Source organism: Bacillus sp. LQ01 (assembly GCF_057624735.1).
In genome coordinates, this window is record NZ_JBYEZL010000002.1 from 227,854 (window position 1) to 245,190 (window position 17,337).

The 17,337-nt window shown below is 35.6% G+C and carries 21 protein-coding genes; 14 read left to right on the top strand and 7 right to left on the bottom strand.

Annotated features, from left to right (window positions below; translation table 11 throughout):
• Positions 1-121: 121 nt before the first annotated feature.
• On the bottom strand, positions 122-925 hold the full coding sequence (locus AC22L0_RS13505; protein WP_000785187.1) for an NAD kinase: 804 nt from the start codon (positions 923-925) through the stop codon (positions 122-124).
• A 205-nt stretch (positions 926-1,130) separates the two neighbouring features.
• Between AC22L0_RS13505 and AC22L0_RS13510 the strand changes: the two genes are divergently transcribed.
• The 5 genes from AC22L0_RS13510 to ackA all read left to right on the top strand — a co-directional run bounded on the left by AC22L0_RS13510 (position 1,131) and on the right by ackA (position 5,490).
• Positions 1,131-1,769: a DUF2953 domain-containing protein gene (locus AC22L0_RS13510; protein WP_002101410.1), complete on the top strand. Its 639-nt coding sequence runs from the start codon at positions 1,131-1,133 to the stop codon at positions 1,767-1,769.
• Positions 1,770-1,781: 12 nt separating this feature from the next.
• The gene (gene ytfJ, locus AC22L0_RS13515; protein WP_000400935.1) at positions 1,782-2,177 is read left to right on the top strand and encodes a GerW family sporulation protein; all 396 of its coding nucleotides are present in this window, start codon (positions 1,782-1,784) and stop codon (positions 2,175-2,177) included.
• A 134-nt stretch (positions 2,178-2,311) separates the two neighbouring features.
• Complete coding sequence (gene tpx, locus AC22L0_RS13520) at positions 2,312-2,812, top strand: thiol peroxidase (RefSeq protein ID WP_000024529.1); 501 nt, start codon at positions 2,312-2,314, stop codon at positions 2,810-2,812.
• Positions 2,813-3,010: 198 nt separating this feature from the next.
• Entirely contained in the window at positions 3,011-3,997 is a 987-nt protein-coding gene (locus AC22L0_RS13525; protein WP_000084367.1) for a class I SAM-dependent methyltransferase, read from the top strand.
• A 299-nt stretch (positions 3,998-4,296) separates the two neighbouring features.
• A complete protein-coding gene (gene ackA, locus AC22L0_RS13530; protein WP_000034575.1) occupies positions 4,297-5,490 on the top strand; it encodes an acetate kinase in 1,194 nt (397 codons plus the stop codon).
• 23 nt (positions 5,491-5,513) lie between these two features.
• On the opposite strand, the gene AC22L0_RS13535 is transcribed toward ackA, so the two are convergent.
• Both AC22L0_RS13535 and AC22L0_RS13540 read right to left on the bottom strand, forming a co-directional pair.
• Positions 5,514-5,948, bottom strand: a complete 435-nt coding sequence (locus AC22L0_RS13535; RefSeq protein WP_000283468.1) for an NUDIX hydrolase — start codon at positions 5,946-5,948, stop codon at positions 5,514-5,516.
• 69 nt (positions 5,949-6,017) lie between these two features.
• Complete coding sequence (locus tag AC22L0_RS13540) at positions 6,018-6,653, bottom strand: DUF1796 family putative cysteine peptidase (protein WP_016110791.1); 636 nt, start codon at positions 6,651-6,653, stop codon at positions 6,018-6,020.
• 137 nt (positions 6,654-6,790) lie between these two features.
• Between AC22L0_RS13540 and AC22L0_RS13545 the strand changes: the two genes are divergently transcribed.
• On the top strand, positions 6,791-7,624 hold the full coding sequence (locus AC22L0_RS13545) for an EcsC family protein (RefSeq protein ID WP_001256853.1): 834 nt from the start codon (positions 6,791-6,793) through the stop codon (positions 7,622-7,624).
• Between the two features lie 31 nt (positions 7,625-7,655).
• Here AC22L0_RS13545 and AC22L0_RS13550 read toward each other — a convergent pair whose 3' ends face one another.
• On the bottom strand, positions 7,656-8,318 hold the full coding sequence (locus AC22L0_RS13550; RefSeq protein ID WP_001244515.1) for a YitT family protein: 663 nt from the start codon (positions 8,316-8,318) through the stop codon (positions 7,656-7,658).
• Between the two features lie 853 nt (positions 8,319-9,171).
• Here AC22L0_RS13550 and AC22L0_RS13555 point away from each other — a divergent pair.
• Positions 9,172-9,381: a hypothetical protein gene (locus tag AC22L0_RS13555; RefSeq protein ID WP_000911986.1), complete on the top strand. Its 210-nt coding sequence runs from the start codon at positions 9,172-9,174 to the stop codon at positions 9,379-9,381.
• A 14-nt stretch (positions 9,382-9,395) separates the two neighbouring features.
• On the opposite strand, the gene AC22L0_RS13560 is transcribed toward AC22L0_RS13555, so the two are convergent.
• Complete coding sequence (locus AC22L0_RS13560; protein ID WP_000417216.1) at positions 9,396-9,713, bottom strand: hypothetical protein; 318 nt, start codon at positions 9,711-9,713, stop codon at positions 9,396-9,398.
• Positions 9,714-9,879: 166 nt separating this feature from the next.
• Here AC22L0_RS13560 and AC22L0_RS13565 point away from each other — a divergent pair, with 166 nt between their 5' ends.
• The 3 genes from AC22L0_RS13565 (at position 9,880) to AC22L0_RS13575 (ending at position 12,922) form a co-directional block, all read left to right on the top strand.
• On the top strand, positions 9,880-11,085 hold the full coding sequence (locus tag AC22L0_RS13565; protein ID WP_000412315.1) for an argininosuccinate synthase: 1,206 nt from the start codon (positions 9,880-9,882) through the stop codon (positions 11,083-11,085).
• Positions 11,082-12,470 carry an argininosuccinate lyase gene (gene argH / locus AC22L0_RS13570; RefSeq protein ID WP_000041281.1) on the top strand — a complete coding sequence of 463 codons (1,389 nt, stop codon included), beginning with the start codon at positions 11,082-11,084 and terminating at the stop codon, positions 12,468-12,470. Before AC22L0_RS13565 ends, argH begins: the two co-directional genes overlap by 4 nt.
• A 98-nt stretch (positions 12,471-12,568) precedes the next feature.
• Positions 12,569-12,922 carry a DUF3139 domain-containing protein gene (locus tag AC22L0_RS13575; protein ID WP_000724675.1) on the top strand — a complete coding sequence of 118 codons (354 nt, stop codon included), beginning with the start codon at positions 12,569-12,571 and terminating at the stop codon, positions 12,920-12,922.
• A 44-nt stretch (positions 12,923-12,966) separates the two neighbouring features.
• On the opposite strand, the gene AC22L0_RS13580 is transcribed toward AC22L0_RS13575, so the two are convergent.
• Positions 12,967-13,146 carry a hypothetical protein gene (locus tag AC22L0_RS13580; RefSeq protein ID WP_000342765.1) on the bottom strand — a complete coding sequence of 60 codons (180 nt, stop codon included), beginning with the start codon at positions 13,144-13,146 and terminating at the stop codon, positions 12,967-12,969.
• Positions 13,147-13,241: 95 nt separating this feature from the next.
• Here AC22L0_RS13580 and AC22L0_RS13585 point away from each other — a divergent pair, with 95 nt between their 5' ends.
• Positions 13,242-13,937 carry a hypothetical protein gene (locus AC22L0_RS13585; protein ID WP_001252890.1) on the top strand — a complete coding sequence of 232 codons (696 nt, stop codon included), beginning with the start codon at positions 13,242-13,244 and terminating at the stop codon, positions 13,935-13,937.
• 41 nt (positions 13,938-13,978) lie between these two features.
• Here AC22L0_RS13585 and AC22L0_RS13590 read toward each other — a convergent pair whose 3' ends face one another.
• Positions 13,979-14,437 carry a universal stress protein gene (locus tag AC22L0_RS13590; RefSeq protein WP_001066673.1) on the bottom strand — a complete coding sequence of 153 codons (459 nt, stop codon included), beginning with the start codon at positions 14,435-14,437 and terminating at the stop codon, positions 13,979-13,981.
• A 147-nt stretch (positions 14,438-14,584) separates the two neighbouring features.
• Here AC22L0_RS13590 and AC22L0_RS13595 point away from each other — a divergent pair, with 147 nt between their 5' ends.
• The 3 genes from AC22L0_RS13595 (at position 14,585) to AC22L0_RS13605 (ending at position 17,299) form a co-directional block, all read left to right on the top strand.
• On the top strand, positions 14,585-15,376 hold the full coding sequence (locus AC22L0_RS13595; protein WP_002062486.1) for an SDR family oxidoreductase: 792 nt from the start codon (positions 14,585-14,587) through the stop codon (positions 15,374-15,376).
• A gap of 215 nt (positions 15,377-15,591) precedes the next feature.
• Complete coding sequence (gene ald, locus AC22L0_RS13600; RefSeq protein WP_001219402.1) at positions 15,592-16,725, top strand: alanine dehydrogenase; 1,134 nt, start codon at positions 15,592-15,594, stop codon at positions 16,723-16,725.
• A 139-nt stretch (positions 16,726-16,864) separates the two neighbouring features.
• Positions 16,865-17,299, top strand: coding sequence for a hypothetical protein (locus AC22L0_RS13605; protein ID WP_087967238.1), 435 nt, complete (start codon positions 16,865-16,867; stop codon positions 17,297-17,299).
• The last annotated feature ends 38 nt before the right edge of the window (positions 17,300-17,337 follow it).

A 17,337-nucleotide genomic window follows, 5' to 3' on the forward strand; every position in this document is an offset into this window, starting at 1 on the left:
CTTACCGACAAAAACTGACAAGAATAACGGGTGGATAGTAAGAGAGTATTGTCCGCGCCAATCGGGGTAAATAAATAACCGCAGAATTATGGAATTCCATAATTCTGCGGTTATTTTAATCCTATAAAAACGTTCTCTGTACTTTTTCCCAGAAAGAATTGTTTTTTAATTTAACTGTTTTAATTTGTTTATCGCTTAAGCGTACAACAGCTTTTTCCACTTGTTTAATGCTAAGCGCTTCGTTATCCATGCCGATAACAGGATAATCGTTACCGTCTGGTCTTAGTTTTAAAGTTAATGTACGTTCGTGATTTAAAATGAAAGGTGAACCGAGCGTACGGTAAGTGTTGTTGTTTAAAGATGCTAGTTCGCTTACTTGGAAACATGGAATAAGTGGGTCAACAACTGCGCCATGCAATGATTTATTGTAAGCAGTACTTCCTGTTGGGGTAGAAACTACTAAACCGTCACCTCTAAATGTTTCGAAATATAAATCATCAACGTGAACATCTACAACGAATGTTTTTATAATACTAGAACGTAATGAGAACTCATTTAAACAATGGAAAGATGTACTGTGATCTACATCTACCTGAATTGTTGGATATTTACGCACTTCAATTTCATTTTTTGTAATTTCTTGAAGGGCTGTATCAACGTGATCAATATGGAAATCGCAGTAGAACGAAGTTTCATCTTTCGTAGAAATCCCTGCGTATAAGCAATCTTCCCTAAAACCAGTTTTACGAACGGTTTGTAAGAAGGTTGCATCATCTCCAACACTGACGATAGCGTTTGCATTTTTTGGATGATCTAATATGGTAAATCCATTCTCTTCTAAAATACGATAGATTGGTTTCATTTTTTCAACGAGCGTTGCTTTGTCATCACCATAAAAGAAAAATAAATTGCGACGATCTGCCATTATGTATCCCTCCACTGCAGTTAAATTTTCTGTTTTTCGTGCTACATATCATTAGAGTCCGTTCCCTGATGATATGTTCAAATAATATATTTCGATATAAAATGTCAAAACACCTTTTTATTTTTAGAAAAATTTTTATATTCAATCTTATAGAACTCTGTTTAATGATGAATAAAGTTGTCGATAATGGGTACGGAGTGAAAGGATGATACGTATGAAGTGGCTCGTAATTGGAATAATAATTCTTCTTCTTTTTATTTTGTTTATACTATTGTCAAAAATAAAGCTTAAGGTGACATTTTTATATTCAGAAATGGAAAAGAAATGTTTGCTTCAAGTGAAAATATGGATGATTCGATATACATTTGATGTGTTGGAAAGAATTGAAAAACAGCAGAAAAAGACAGGACAGAAAATCGAAAAAGCTGAAGAGGACGGCGGACTCGATAATAAAATTATGGCGCAACTTGACAGCATTGGTGAACTGATAAAAAAGCTTCAAGAAGTTCATACTATTGTTAAAGATTTTCTCAAACGAGTGAAAATCAATGGTTGGAAATGGCATACACAAATTGGAGCAGGCGACGCAGCTAGTACTGGAATTGTCACTGGATATGCATGGGGGACAAAAGGTATGGCTGCTGGAGTTGTCGGACAATATATGCATATTGTCGACGTACCAGAATTTGAAATTACCCCAGTTTTTCAAGGAAAAGGATTTGCATCAAGATGTGAGTTAACAGCATCTTTTCGTATATTCCGCACTATAAAAACAGCGGTGAAATTGCTCATATTTATGAGGAAGCAAAGATCTGGTATGACAGAAAAATCTGTTCAAGCATAGGGGGGATATAGAATGGAACATCCAATTCAAGGTTTAATGACAACAGCAATGCAGCATTTAAAACAAATGACTGATGTAAATACAATTGTTGGTGACCCAATTAAAGCGGCAGATGGAAGTGTAATTCTTACTGTTTCGAAAGTAAGTTTCGGATTTGCTGCTGGTGGAAGTGAATTTGGTAAAGTAGAACATTCAGGCCGCCATCCATTTGGCGGGGGAAGTGGTGGAGGAGTTTCTATTAATCCTGTTGCTTTTCTTGTTATAAATGGAGATGGTGTGAAAGTATTGCACTTAGATAAACAAACACATGTCATCGATAAAATAATTGAATTAGCGCCACAAGCTGTTGATAAAGTGAAAGAAATGATGGATAAACGAAAAGAAGATGATCCTGAATTTCAAATTTAACGAATAAAGAAGCTAATCAATAGGTTAGCTTCTTTAATTTTTTTGTAAATAAAGCGATTTTATTTGCATTATCGATAGGGACAAACTATCATTTACATTGTACATATTTTGTTTAAATAAGGGAGGATTTTCAAGTGGCAAACGTAACTTTTAAAGGTAATCCAATGACTTTAGTTGGAACAGAAGTTAAAGTTGGCGATCAAGCGCCAAACTTCCAAGTATTAGCAAACGACTTATCTCCAGTAAGTTTAGAAACATACAAAGGCGAAGTGAAATTAATTAGTGTTGTACCTTCAATCGACACAGGTGTGTGTGATGCACAAACACGTCGTTTTAACCAAGATGCAGCAGGTATTGAAAACGCAAAAGTATTAACAATTAGCGCTGATTTACCATTCGCTCAAAAACGCTGGTGTGCAGCAAACGGTTTAGAAAATGTTGTAACACTTTCTGACCACCGTGACCTTTCATTCGGTGAAGCTTACGGCTTAGTAATGAAAGAACTTCGTTTACTTGCTCGTGCAGTATTCGTAGTAGATAGCAATGACAAAGTAGTTTACGTAGAATACGTAAGCGAAGGTACAAGCCATCCAAACTATGAAGCAGCATTAGAAGCAGCTAAATCTGCGAAGTAATGTGAAGAAAATGACCTCTTATAAAGAGGTCGTTTTTTCTCATATATTGCTCTGTAACGGCATCGATATATGAGAAAAAACGTTATATCATATATAACTAAAGGGGAGCTCTTTACAGGAGGTCGCTTTTTCTTTTTGGAAAAAATCACTTTGTGGTATGATATAAGTTATGTGTAAAAGAGAGAAGGAGGAATGTACGTGAGTCAGACAGTAGAAACATTATTTTCTATTTTTGATTCTTCTGCGGTAGTTTTACGTAAAGAATTAGATGTAACATATTTAGAGGCGCTTGTAGAAACAGGCGATAACTTGTTTGAGGGAGCGATTTTACAAGAGGAATTATCCGAATCAGCAATTGAAAGGCTGAATCGTGAATATAGTACGTTTAATGAAGAAACATATAAAGGTGAAGAAATTCGTAAAGCATTTCAGTTAGCCATCTTAAAAGGAATGAAAGAAGGCGTACAAGCGAATCACGAAATGACACCTGATGCAGTTGGGATGTTCATGAGTTACTTATTCCATAAATTTATGCAAGGTCAAAATGAAATTACAGTTTTAGATCCTGCAATTGGAACAGGTAACTTAATGACTACAGTGTTTAATAGCGCTAAAGAAGGACTAACAATGAGTGGATTTGGTGTAGAAGTGGATGAAGTGCTAATTAAACTTGCTTTAGTAAATGCAAATTTACAAAAGCATGCAATCGAATTCTTCCATCAAGATGGACTAGCACCACTTTATATCGATCCAGTTGATGCAGTCGTTTCAGACTTACCGGTTGGTTATTATCCAAACGAAATCGGTGCAAGTGAATATAAATTAAAAGCAGATGAAGGAATGTCGTATGCCCATCACTTATTTATTGAACAAAGTGTGAAACATACGAAAGAGGGCGGTTACTTATTCTTCTTAGTACCAAACTTCATTTTTGAAAGTGACCAAGCACCGAAATTACATGCATTTATTAAAGAAACATGCTTTATTCAAGGGTTATTACAGCTTCCTGTTTCCATGTTTAAAAACGAGAAAAATGCAAAAAGTATATTTGTTCTCCAAAAGAAAGGCGCTAATGTAACAATGCCAAAACAGGCGTTATTAGTGGAGTTGCCTAAATTCTCTAACATGAAGGCGATGGAAGACATTATGGATCAATTAAATACTTGGTTTGCAACACATAAATAAAGCTAGGTATATGTAACAGCATTAGTGATTTATGTAGTACAGTTTTATATAATATGTCATATTTTTAAATATATACAAGATTTAACTGAATTTTTTTGAAATCTGTAATATATATTTTTTCTTGGTGTTACAATTTTTTCACTTGAAATATATGTCGGACGATGTTTAAATTAAAATCGTGAGTATAAAATTTGCTAATGATGAAACGTTTTCATATTTAGTGAATTTGATCAGATAAAATCGAGCGGTTTGTGGAAACATCCACACAACTACCAAGAGAAAAAGGGGCGAAAGACTAGATGTCAAAAATCATCGCGATTAACGCAGGAAGCTCTTCCTTAAAATTCCAATTATTTGAAATGCCAAGTGAAACAGTATTAACAAAAGGTTTAGTAGAACGTATCGGTTTAGAAGATAGTATCTTCACTATTACTGTAGATGGCGAAAAACAAAAAGAAATTACAAACATTCCAGATCACGCAGTAGCAGTTAATATGCTTCTTAAAAAGTTAACTGAAAACGGAATCGTTAAATCTCTAGATGAGATTGGCGGTATCGGTCACCGTGTTGTTCACGGCGGCGAAAAATTTGCTGACTCTGTTTTAATTACTGATGAAGTATTAGCTGATATCGAAGAATTAAGCGATTTAGCACCACTTCATAACCCAGCAAACGTTGTTGGTATTAAAGCATTCCAAGAAGTATTACCAAACGTACCAGCAGTAGCAGTATTCGATACAGCATTCCACCAAACAATGCCGGAATCTGCATTCCTATACAGCTTACCATATGAGTACTATGAAAAATTCGGCATCCGTAAATACGGTTTCCACGGAACTTCTCATAAATATGTAACTGAGCGTGCGGCTGAATTATTAGGTCGTCCAATTGAAAGCTTAAGCTTACTTTCTTGTCACTTAGGTAACGGTGCAAGTATCGCAGCAGTAGAAGGCGGTAAATCTATTGATACTTCTATGGGCTTCACGCCACTTGCTGGTGTAACAATGGGTACACGTTCTGGTAACCTTGACCCTGCGTTAATTCCATACATCATGGAAAAAACAGGCCAAACAGTAGAAGAAGTAGTTAACGTATTAAACAAGAAGAGTGGTATGTTAGGTCTTACTGGTTACTCTAGTGACCTACGTGACATCATTGCGAAAGAAGAAGAAGGCGACCACCGTGCGAAAGTAGCACTTGATGTATTCGTAAGCCGTATCCACAAATACATCGGTTCTTACACTGCTCGTATGAAAGGTGTAGACGCAATCATCTTCACAGCTGGTGTAGGTGAAAACAGTGCGATTATTCGTGAGCGCGTATTAGAAGGCCTTGAGTACATGGGCGTATACTTCGATGCAAAACGTAATAACGTATTCGGTGAAGAAGCATTCATCAGCTTCCCACACTCTCCAGTAAAAATTATCGTAATTCCAACTGACGAAGAAGTTATGATTGCTCGTGACGTACTACGTCTTGGAGATATTGGTTAATATATGAAAAAAAAGACGAGATCCTATAGGATTTCGTCTTTTTTCTTTTGGATGTATTTTAAAACTCCATCCGGATATAATATTTTTTCTTTCTGAATGAATGCCGTAATAGGAATCCATTTCGCATATGCTACTGTTTCCTCATCTTGTATATTTAATATTTTCATTTCATATAGTGACGTGTCTAATAAACGCAAAGAATATAGTTGAATAATTTCATGACCAATGTCTCCATCTAGATGAAAGACATTTTCTAAACAACCTAAATAATTGGTGATTTCCACTTCTGTATGAAGCTCTTCCCTAAATTCACGAATAACGGTATGTGCTGATTGTTCACCAAGTTCAATTGAACCACCAAGAGGTCGGTAAAATGTTTCATCGGCTGAATGATATTCTTGTACGAGAAGACGCCCGTGATGTATAGCAATGCCAAAAGCCTTTGCACGTGGATACATATACAATCACTCCTTATTTTTTTGTATAAGGAAGATTATAATATGTTTTGTAGTAAAGGTGTCATGTATTTAAGAATGTGGTCTAATCGTAATTCCATCAAATAAGTCTTTCCAAAATGCTTCATTGTATTGGTATACATCCATAATAGGACATTTCATAACGCAAACACGTTGTAATCCCCAATCTTCTTGGGTGATAGTTGGTATATCGGCAGGAATTAGTAACAGGACAGAGAATGTATGTGTAACGATTTGAGATAAAATTTTTTCTAGGGAACATGCTTCTTCATATGTTCCTCCAGTTCGAATAAATAATATGGATTCTGCCGTTTCAATTGTAGCTAGAAAACGATTAATACGATGTTCATAATTTAACTTAATTTCTGTATAAGAAGGCCAAGAAGTTGGTGTGTTTACATCTGTTTTAAAGTCATGACAGGAGTCAATTTCATAAAGGTTGTCCCTTAATCTTAATTTTGCATCATCATCCCAAAATGAGATGAAGGATAAATTTTCGAAATTTAAAAAGCGGTCAAATCGATTTTGTAATAATACATTCACTTTTTCTAATGAGGGGCTTAGCATAAAATCAATAACGCCAAAAAATGGTGATAATTCTAATTGATATAATGCCCAAGCAGGCCAGCAGTTTTGTCCTAAGCTGAATACCGCATTATATTCTTTTTTTATATCGGATAGATTCATGTGATTTATCTCATCCTTTTTGTTAATATTTTATGCCATTCAAAAATGGTATGTGAATAAAGATAGACAAGCATATTTGCAAAGAATAAGCAGAAATATGTTACAATAGAAAAAAATCGAACGAGGTGGTTGTTACGATGCGATCGAAGCGAGAACAAGCCATTTTAGACAATATAAAAGAATGGGAAGCGCAATTAGTTGAGCAAGAAGCGACCGATTTTCAAAAAGTGTTTGATAAATGGTTACATACTACAGTTGCGAAATTACCTGAGAAAAAGCGAAAAGAATTCTTCACGAAAGCAGATGGATGGCTCTTTCATTTGCATGCATTTATTCAAAGTTCACAAGCACAGTTAGATGCACGTAATCGGATTTTAGGAACATCAAGATTATTTGATGAATCGATTGAACAGCTTGAAGATTTGAAAGCATTATCTATTGATCAATTAACATACATAGCAGAGCAGCAAACAGCACGTCATCGTCTATATTCATTTGTACAAGGCGGGGCAACAGGTGCTGGAGGTTTATTATTATTAACGGCGGATTTTCCGGTTATGATCGCATTAAATGTGAAGGCAGTCCAACTTATTGCAACATCATTTGGACATGATGTGAACAAGCCGTATGAAATGATGCTTGCGTTAAAGGTGTTTCATGCGTCATTACTACCAGGAAGACTTCAGCAATACGCATGGTACAATTTATTGCAAGAGCTGGAGCAAGAAGATTCGTTCTTCTACGAAGGAGACGAAGCAGTGCTACAAACAGCTTCTACTGAGGTTGTGTTAAAACAAATTTTGAAGACATTTTCGATTTATGCTCTTCGTCGTAAATTATTCCAAGGTATACCGGTAATTGGAATGGCAATTGGATCTACAGTGAATTATCGTTTAACAAGAAACGTTACTGAATTTGCAAATAGATTTTATCAAGTGCGCCATATAGTCGAGAAAGAAAAAAGAGCATAAAAAAAGCGAGAGGCCGAAGCCTTTCGCTTTTTTAATTTGTTGCATGTTTTTTGGACATTGGAACAGATACTGGCTGCTTTTCTGCTGTTTTTTCTGTTTTTGGATAATAAATTAAATCCAATGTTTTTGCCTGTACGGCAATCGAAAGAATAGTAAAAGCAATTTCTGTCCAATTTAAATAATATAATGAAAGCGCAAGAACAATCGCGTCAAAGACGAAGAAAATTTGCCCAATTGTAAAACGAGTTCGTTTACTTAATACAATTGTTAAAATATCGTCTCCACCGGTTGCACCGCCAAATCGCAATATAAAACCGAGTCCAATACCAGCTAACGCACCGCCAACTACTGCAGCTATAAATAAGTTATTTGATAAATCTACCGTAAATGGAGAATAATTTTCCATAAAGGAATAAAATACTCCGAATGAAATTGAACCTAGGAATGAATAGCCAACCATTTTTCTACCTAAAAATGAAGCACACAGTAAAATAATTGGGATATCCATTAATACAGTTGAAATAGATGGTGAAATATCATAAAAGTTTTGAATGAATAGTGCAATTCCTACAAAGCCACCTTCTGTTAAGTGGTTTTGGAAGTGAATGTGATATAGCGCTGCTGCTAAAATAAATGAACCGATTAAAACCATAAAAATTTCTTTAATAATTTGCCGACTTTGGATGTTCCTCATCGTTATTCCTTCTTTCCGTAGTTAGTAGTCCTTTTTGTGTTGTAAACTAACTACGAGCTCACATGTAGCTTTCAGTTAGTTTACGAAAAAACTAACTACGCTATATGTCGCTGAAGAAATAACGAATAATCCTCTCGTCCATCAATTCTCCCTACCTTCGTTTTAGTTTAAGTCTTAAAACGACTAAACAAAACGTGGAGTAGGATTCTTCATTTAGCAATCCTGCTCTTCTTTGTTTTGTTTAGTTAGTAACAATTAAGTCCTAAACAAAACGCTATGTGTAAGAAGAGTCTTTTTTTTGCCAAATTATCCTTCGGGCAATCATAATTTCCCCACTCTCGTATTTTTTTCGCTAGACTAAAGTATCTGAGCTGAAAAATACGCTACGTGTATGATTCGTCAATACGATGCCACATGCTCCTTCGAGCGATCATGATATCAAAATCCCTTCCTTCAAGATTTATACTATTATATCATACTTTTAAAAAATGTATGCGGATGGAAACCGACAATAAACGGAGGGAATCTACAAAAAATGTTATGTTTAAATATTTTTGTAGAAAAGCCTAAGTTATTTCGGAGGATTGGACAGTTTGTAACGGTTTGTCCAATAAGTAAGAAAAAAAGGTTTTATTCCGTTGTATTCTTTTCATCACTTTTATCTTTGAAAAACGCATCCCAACTAATCACACTTAAAAAAGTTAAAGCGATAATAACGAAAGCACGCATAAGCTGTAGACCTCCTTTTGTACATAGTATATGAATCATTCGATTCGGAATGTGTCATTTTTTTACAAGTCTTAACTATTATGAGAGTATATTAATATAGATAGATGAAGGGGAGAGTGAAGGTATGCTAAAAGGAATGTTCAAAAGAAAAGAATTAATATGTATTTCATGTCAGAAAAAAATTCAATATGAAGAAGAGCTTGTTGCTTTTGTAAAGTTGCCGAAAGAAAGAAGTATATTAGTTGGCCCTTTTGATGTGTGTTTGGCAAAAACAGCACAAGAGATATATTGTAAATCATGTTACGACAAAAAAAGCATGACCCAAAGTAATTGAGGGGCATGCTTTTTTCATTGGTGTGCTTTCCCCTCAGATACATTTTGAGTGAGTCGATACCAAAGCCAAAGGTCATTAATGATGGAAGCAAGATCGGCAATTTCTGAATTTAGTTTACAAGAAACTTCGAAGTCTTCTTCGTTATTTAAATAATGTTGTTTTTTATTAATATAGTGCTCAAGTTCTTTTATACGATCAGGAATTTTCCCGCGAACTTGTTCCCATTTTAGTAAAATAGCATGTTGCATTTTTTCGGGGATTTCTTCCCAGTCTTCTTGTAAATGTGGAATTTCAATTCCTAGATGTTCATCGTATAAGAAATACTTTTCCATAAGTTCACCCCCGTTTTCCTGCTTATATTGTACAGAAAAACAGAAAGAAGTTCGACGAAATTGTTTGAAAAAATTTGAAAATGACTCTTGATACATTTTGTGAAAGGTGTTAAAGTGTGAATTATTATAAAAGAAAATGAATATTTATTCTTTAGGGGGATGCAAAATGGAGAAGAAAAAAGTTGTATTAGCATATTCCGGAGGTCTTGATACTTCCGTTGCAATTAAATGGTTACAAGAGAAGAATTATGATATTATCGCGCTTTGTTTAGACTTAGGGGAAGGTAAAGACTTAGCATTTGTAAAGGAAAAGGCACTTTCAGTAGGTGCAATTAAATCATATATGATTGACGTTCAAGAAGAATTTGCAAACGAATATGCATTGATGGCGATGCAAGCACACACATTATACGAAGGAAAATACCCTCTTGTCTCTGCATTATCTCGTCCGCTTATTGCGAAGAAATTAGTAGAAATCGCAGAACAAGAAGGCGCAACTGCAGTTGCACACGGATGTACAGGAAAAGGAAATGACCAAGTTCGTTTTGAAGTTTCTATCCAAGCATTAAATCCTTACTTAGAAGTGATTGCGCCTGTACGTGAATGGAAATGGTCACGTGAAGAAGAAATTGCATATGCAAAAGAAAACGATGTACCAATTCCGATTAATTTAGATAGCCCGTTTTCAATCGATCAAAACTTATGGGGACGCAGCAACGAATGTGGAATTTTAGAAGATCCATGGGCAGCGCCGCCAGAAGATGCATATGAGATGACATTAGCGTTAGAAGATACACCGAATAAACCAGAGTTTGTAGAAATCGGATTTGAAGCGGGCGTACCGACTACTTTAAATGGCACTGCATATTCACTTGCAGAATTAATTAAAACGTTAAATGCGCTTGCTGGAAAACACGGCGTTGGACGTATTGATCACGTAGAAAATCGTCTTGTCGGTATTAAATCTCGTGAAGTATACGAATGCCCAGCAGCAATGACGTTAATCACTGCGCATAAAGAGTTGGAAGATTTAACACACGTAAAAGAAGTAGCGCATTTTAAACCAGTGATTGAACAGAAAATAACAGAACTTATTTATAACGGTTTATGGTTCTCACCTTTAAAACAAGCGCTTCATGCATTTTTACAAGAAACGCAAAAGAATGTAACAGGTACAGTGCGTGTGAAATTATTTAAAGGTCATGCGATTGTAGAAGGACGTAAATCTGAATACTCTTTATACGATGAAAAATTAGCAACATATACTGCCCAGGACGAATTTAATCATGATGCAGCAGTTGGATTCATTTCATTATTTGGTTTACCGACGAAAGTATACAGCCAAGTGAATCAAAAGAAGGTGGAAGCGTGAGCAAACTTTGGGGCGGACGTTTTACTGAAGAAGCGGAAGCGTGGGTTGAAGAGTTTGGAGCATCCATCTCTTTCGATCAACAATTAGTAAATCAAGATATAAACGGGAGTATTGCACACGTAACGATGCTAGCAAAGCAAGGCATCGTTACGAAAGAAGAAGCAGAGAAAATAAAGATAGGTCTTCAATATTTATTGAAAGAAGCAAAAGAGAATAAGCTACAATTTTTAGTAGAAGCAGAGGATATTCATTTAAACATCGAAAAAATGTTAATTGAACAAATTGGCGAAGTAGGAGGAAAACTTCACACTGGCCGAAGTCGTAATGATCAAGTAGCGACAGATATGCATTTGTATTTAAAAGAAAAGGTAGAACATATTATAAAAGCTACAAAACAATTGCAAACTGTTCTTGTTCATCAAGCAGAAAATAATATTGAAACGATTATGCCTGGCTATACGCATTTGCAACGTGCTCAGCCGATTTCATTTGCTCATCATATTCTCGCTTACTTTTGGATGTTAGAGCGTGATGTAAATCGTTATGAAGATTCGTTAAAGCGTATTAATATCTCCCCATTAGGAGCAGGAGCGCTAGCTGGGACGACATTCCCGATTGACCGAGAATATAGTGCGGAGCTTCTTGGATTTAATGGAATATATGAAAATAGTTTAGATGCAGTAAGCGATCGTGATTTCATCTTGGAGTTTTTAAGTAACTCATCTCTGCTTATGATGCACTTATCGCGCTTTTGTGAAGAACTTATTTTATGGAGTAGCCAAGAGTTTCAATTTATTGAAATGAGCGATCAATACGCAACTGGAAGCAGCATTATGCCGCAAAAGAAAAATCCGGATATGGCGGAACTAATCCGTGGTAAAACAGGCAGAGTATACGGTAATTTATTCAGTTTACTTACAGTAATGAAAGGATTACCGCTCGCTTACAATAAAGACTTGCAAGAAGATAAAGAAGGAATGTTTGATACAGTAAAAACAGTAGAAGGATGCCTTCATATTATGGCGGGCATGCTTGAAACGATGACTGTAAACAAAGAAAAAATGGGGCAAGCTGTGACGCAAGATTTCTCCAATGCAACAGAAATTGCCGACTATTTAGCAAACAAAGGACTACCATTCCGTCAAGCTCATGAAATTGTTGGGAAGTTAGTGCTATATTGCACACAAAAAGGAATTTATTTATTAGATGTCTCGCTTGAAACATATAAAGAAATGAGCTCTTTATTTGAAGAGGATTTGTATGAAGTTCTTTCACCATATGCGGCTGTAAAGCGTCGTAATAGTTCGGGTGGAACAGGATTTGAACAAATCAAAAACGCTTTGGAGAAGGCGAAGGGGTTAACGAAAGAATTTATTAAGAATTGAGTTGGGAAGTACGCCAGTCTAGTAAAGTCTGGCGTACTTTGTTTTTTAATAATATTTAAGTTACAATATAGTAAAAAATAACAATTTAGGGGAAGTCTATGAAAAAAATAGTGTTTATCATTGTACTGGTAATTAGTTTAATTGCAAATGCTAAAGTGTTTCTTTTGGACAAATATATGTATGTTGGTGAAAAAGAAAAGCGAGAAGAAGCGATTATCGCAACGATGTGGCATTTGCAAGATAAAGGATATAAAGAAAGTGATATTTTATATATAAAACCGGCCTTTTATAGCAAAATGGATTCGTATGGAATGAATGTGCAGTTTAAAGATGAACCAAATGAATCATATACATATAGAGTTTTAAAAGATACGAAAACAAATAAACTAACTGTACACCAAGATAGCAATGAGCAAGGTGGTATGGGCGGGAAGCATCAAGAGCTTAAATAAAGAAAGAAAACGACTGATGGCATTCGCCTGCAGTCGTTTTTCTTTTAATCATACTTATGTCGATCTTCCGTAATTCGAATATACTCAATATCCATCAAATCTCTAAGTAATGCACCGTTACTTAGTTCAACGCCATGTTTCTCTTTAAAATGAGTACGAATCGTATCTAGCATTTCGAGTTCTTTCCCATTCACATCTAAAATAATACGTTCAGAATCATCCATGTTGCATCCTCCTTTTTTACACATATATATTTTGTCCGTCTATTTCTAAAAAATGTATGTTAACGTAATGTTAGGAAATAAGAAAGGGATGAAAAATGAGACGTATTTATTTTATAGGGTTAATTTTGTACACGCTAATTGTATTACACGTTGCATTCCCAAATATCTTTTCATTTGAGGATTTAGAAACAGTACACGTTGCGATATTTATTTTTGCTCTATTTGTAGTAGATTGCATTATTTCTATATGGCTTTCGAAAAGAAAAGATATACAAGGCAAAAAAGAAATGGAACGGAAAAAGAGAAAACGTTCATTTTGGATGATGACATACTGTTTGTCTTTAGTGCTTACTGCTGCTTTTTTTAGTGAACATATTCCATTAGAAAGATTAAATATTGGATTTGGAGCGTTCGTATTCGCATACTATTTTTTTATGCACTTTCTTCCTTATATGAAAGAAAAGCGAGGAGAAGAGGAAGACCAGCTTGTAGAAGAAGCGAAAGAACAAGAGAGTAAGAGAATTGAAGGAGATATAAAGAAACTTGGAGAACAAAAATGGTATTTAAAATCAAAAATCATATATGTTCTTTGCTTCATTACGCCGCCAATCGGCTATTTGTACGTCTTCTTACTTCGTAAAAAAATGACAGAAGGTGCAAAGCAAACGTACTTAACGATCGCGACAATCATGATGGCGTTATGGTCTTTGAAGTTTCTTCCGCCTTATGTGTTGGCAATTACCGTTGTTGTCGTAGCATGTCTTGTGTTTATAGTGAAGTTTATAAAATGAAAAACACCAAGCCTATGTGGACTTGGTGTTTTATCTATAAATTAAAGCTCACCTTGCTCTTCATCACCACGAACAACAAGGACATCGCATTTCGCATAGCGAATAATATGTTCAGAGACGCTACCAATTAGGAAACGCTCAACAGCATTTAAACCAGTCGCACCACACATAATTAAATCTACTTTATGGTTTGGAGCGATTTCTTTTGAAATTTTTGATTTAGGATTACCGAATTCTAATACAGTTTCAATTTTTTCAAGACCAGCTTCAAGCGCAGTTTTTTTGTAGTCTTCTAATAAGTCTTCTGCAAATAGATTTGCCCGTTCAGCAATTGCACGGCTATAAGCTTCTACTGCTGAGTATGCTTTTACATCAACGATATGAGCAATTGTTAATGTTGCATTGTTGCGCTTTGCGACTTGAATTGCTTTTTTAAAGGCTTTTTCTGCTTCTTTAGAACCATCCACCGCGATTAAAATATTTGTATATGTATTATTCATAGTAAATTCCTCCCAATCTGTTTTATAACTGTTTACAACTTAATTATAAAACAAATTTTGGTAACGTGCTTGCCAGAAACGTTACAGAATTTTGAAAACTCTGTTTCAATTCATTTTAGTTGTAATTGGAGCGAGAACTTGTTACATATGAAGTATAGCAATTTAAAAGGGGGCAGTTTTGTGAGACATGCGCTCATTACAGCCGGTACGAAGGGTTTAGGAAAGCAAGTAACAGAAAAGTTATTGGCTAAAGGCTATTCAGTAACAGTAACGTACCATAGCGATACCACGGCTATGGAAACGATGAAAGAAACATATAAAGATGTGGAAGAGCGTCTACAATTCGTGCAAGCGGATGTCACGAAAAAGGAAGATTTACATAAAATAGTAGAAGAAGCGATGAGCCGTTTTGGCAAAATTGACTTTTTAATTAATAATGCTGGTCCATATGTATTTGAACGAAAAAAGTTAGTTGATTATGAAGAAGATGAATGGAATGAAATGATTCAGGGAAATTTAACAGCGGTATTTCATTTATTAAAACTTGTCGTTCCGGTCATGAGAAAACAGAACTTTGGCCGTATTATTAATTACGGATTTCAAGGGGCGGATAGTGCACCGGGATGGATTTATCGTTCAGCTTTTGCCGCAGCGAAAGTAGGACTTGTTTCATTAACGAAAACAGTTGCTTATGAAGAAGCGGAGTATGGTATTACTGCGAACATGGTATGTCCTGGTGATATTATAGGCGAGATGAAAGAGGCAACTATTCAAGAAGCACGTCAGCTGAAAGAGCATAACACACCGATTGGTAGATCTGGAACAGGTGAAGATATTGCAAGAACCATTTCGTTTTTATGTGAGGACGATTCCGATATGATTACCGGTACAATTATTGAAGTTACTGGTGCAGTGGATGTTATTCATAGACATCGATAGAATAAAATAAGATGAAGTTTCGAATAATTGGACAGTTTATCCATTGTGCTGAGAGGTGCGGATAATACTGTCCTTTAATATAAAATTAAATCTATCGGAAAACTCGTGTTATTTTTTTGTCAAATATTGAGATATTATGTTAAAATATAAGAGCGTAGAAAGCGCTTTAAAAAAATGATTCAGGGGTCATTTCATAACTCAAGGGGGAACTAATCATGCGTATCGGTATTCCAACAGAAATTAAAAACAATGAAAACCGTGTGGCAATGACGCCAGCGGGAGCAGTACATTTAGTACAAAATGGTCATGAAGTTTTTGTTCAAAAAGGAGCAGGTTTAGGATCTGGCTTTACGGATGAAGAATACGTACAAGCTGGTGCGAAACTTGTAGAAACTGCTGAAGAAGCATGGAATCAAGATATGGTTATGAAGGTAAAAGAGCCAGTAGCAAGTGAATACGGCTATTTCCGTGAAGGTTTAATTTTATTCACATACTTACACTTAGCTCCAGAACCAGAATTAACGAAAGCATTAATCGATAACAAAGTTGCATCAATCGCATACGAAACAGTACAATTAGACAATCGTTCTTTACCATTACTTGCACCTATGAGTGAAGTAGCTGGTCGTATGTCTGCACAAATCGGTGCACAATTCCTTGAGAAAAACAAAGGTGGTAAAGGTATTTTACTTGCAGGCGTTCCAGGGGTAAAACGCGGCAAAGTAACAATCATCGGCGGTGGTCAAGCTGGTACAAACGCAGCTAAGATTGCAGTAGGTTTAGGTGCAGATGTAACAATCATTGACTTAAGTGCAGAACGTCTTCGTCAATTAGATGATATTTTCGGTAACCAAGTAAAAACATTAATGTCTAATCCATACAACATTGCAGAAGCTGTTAAAGAATCTGACCTTGTTATTGGAGCAGTATTAATTCCAGGTGCAAAAGCGCCAAAACTTGTAACTGAAGAAATGATTCAATCAATGGAACCGGGTTCTGTCGTTGTAGATATCGCGATTGACCAAGGTGGTATTTTCGAAACAACTGATCGTATTACAACTCATGACAACCCAACTTACGAAAAACACGGCGTTGTTCATTATGCAGTTGCTAATATGCCAGGTGCAGTTCCACGTACGTCAACTCTTGCATTAACAAACGTAACAGTACCATATGCAGTACAAATTGCGAACAAAGGTTACAAAGATGCTTGCTTAGGCAACACTGCATTACTAAAAGGTATTAACACATTAGATGGCTATGTAACATTCGAAGCAGTTGCAGAAGCGCACGGCTTACAATACGCTGATGCGAAAGAGCTTCTTGAAAAAGCTCCTGCTTTATCATAATAGAAATACATTCGAGACCTTCCTTTATGAGGAGGGTCTTTTTTTATGGAGAAATAACATGTGAATAATTGTTATTTATTGGTGTAAATCATTTTTTATTATGATAATTTAGAATTATATAATAAAAAGAGGGGATTCAATGGGGAGTAAAAAGAGGAAGAAAAAGCAAGCAAAGAGACAAAAGTACATAAAGAAAAAACAGGAGCAGAACATACCTTTTTCACAAAAAGTAGTCCTTATGATAGAAAAAGTATTTCGATATATTTGTATGTTCTTGTATGTGATTTTTTGTGTGTTTTTATGTGTGTTTTTATGTGGGATGGTTAAATGTTTGGGGATAACACCTAATGTTATTGAAGGTATTTTTGGCGTTATGCTTGTTATGGTAGAAGGAATCTTATTCTTTATATTATTTGATAAGGTTTGGCCTAGTCATGAAAGTAAAAAAGATAGAAAAAGAAGCAAAAAATCTTCATCCAATTCAAGCTCATCAAGTGGATTCGGTGACTACAGTAGCAACGATTGTAGCAGCTCAAGTGATGGCGGAGGAGATTGCGGAGGTGGTGGAGACTAAGTTGGTTTTTCAGAAGAACGACTAATGGAAGGATGGGA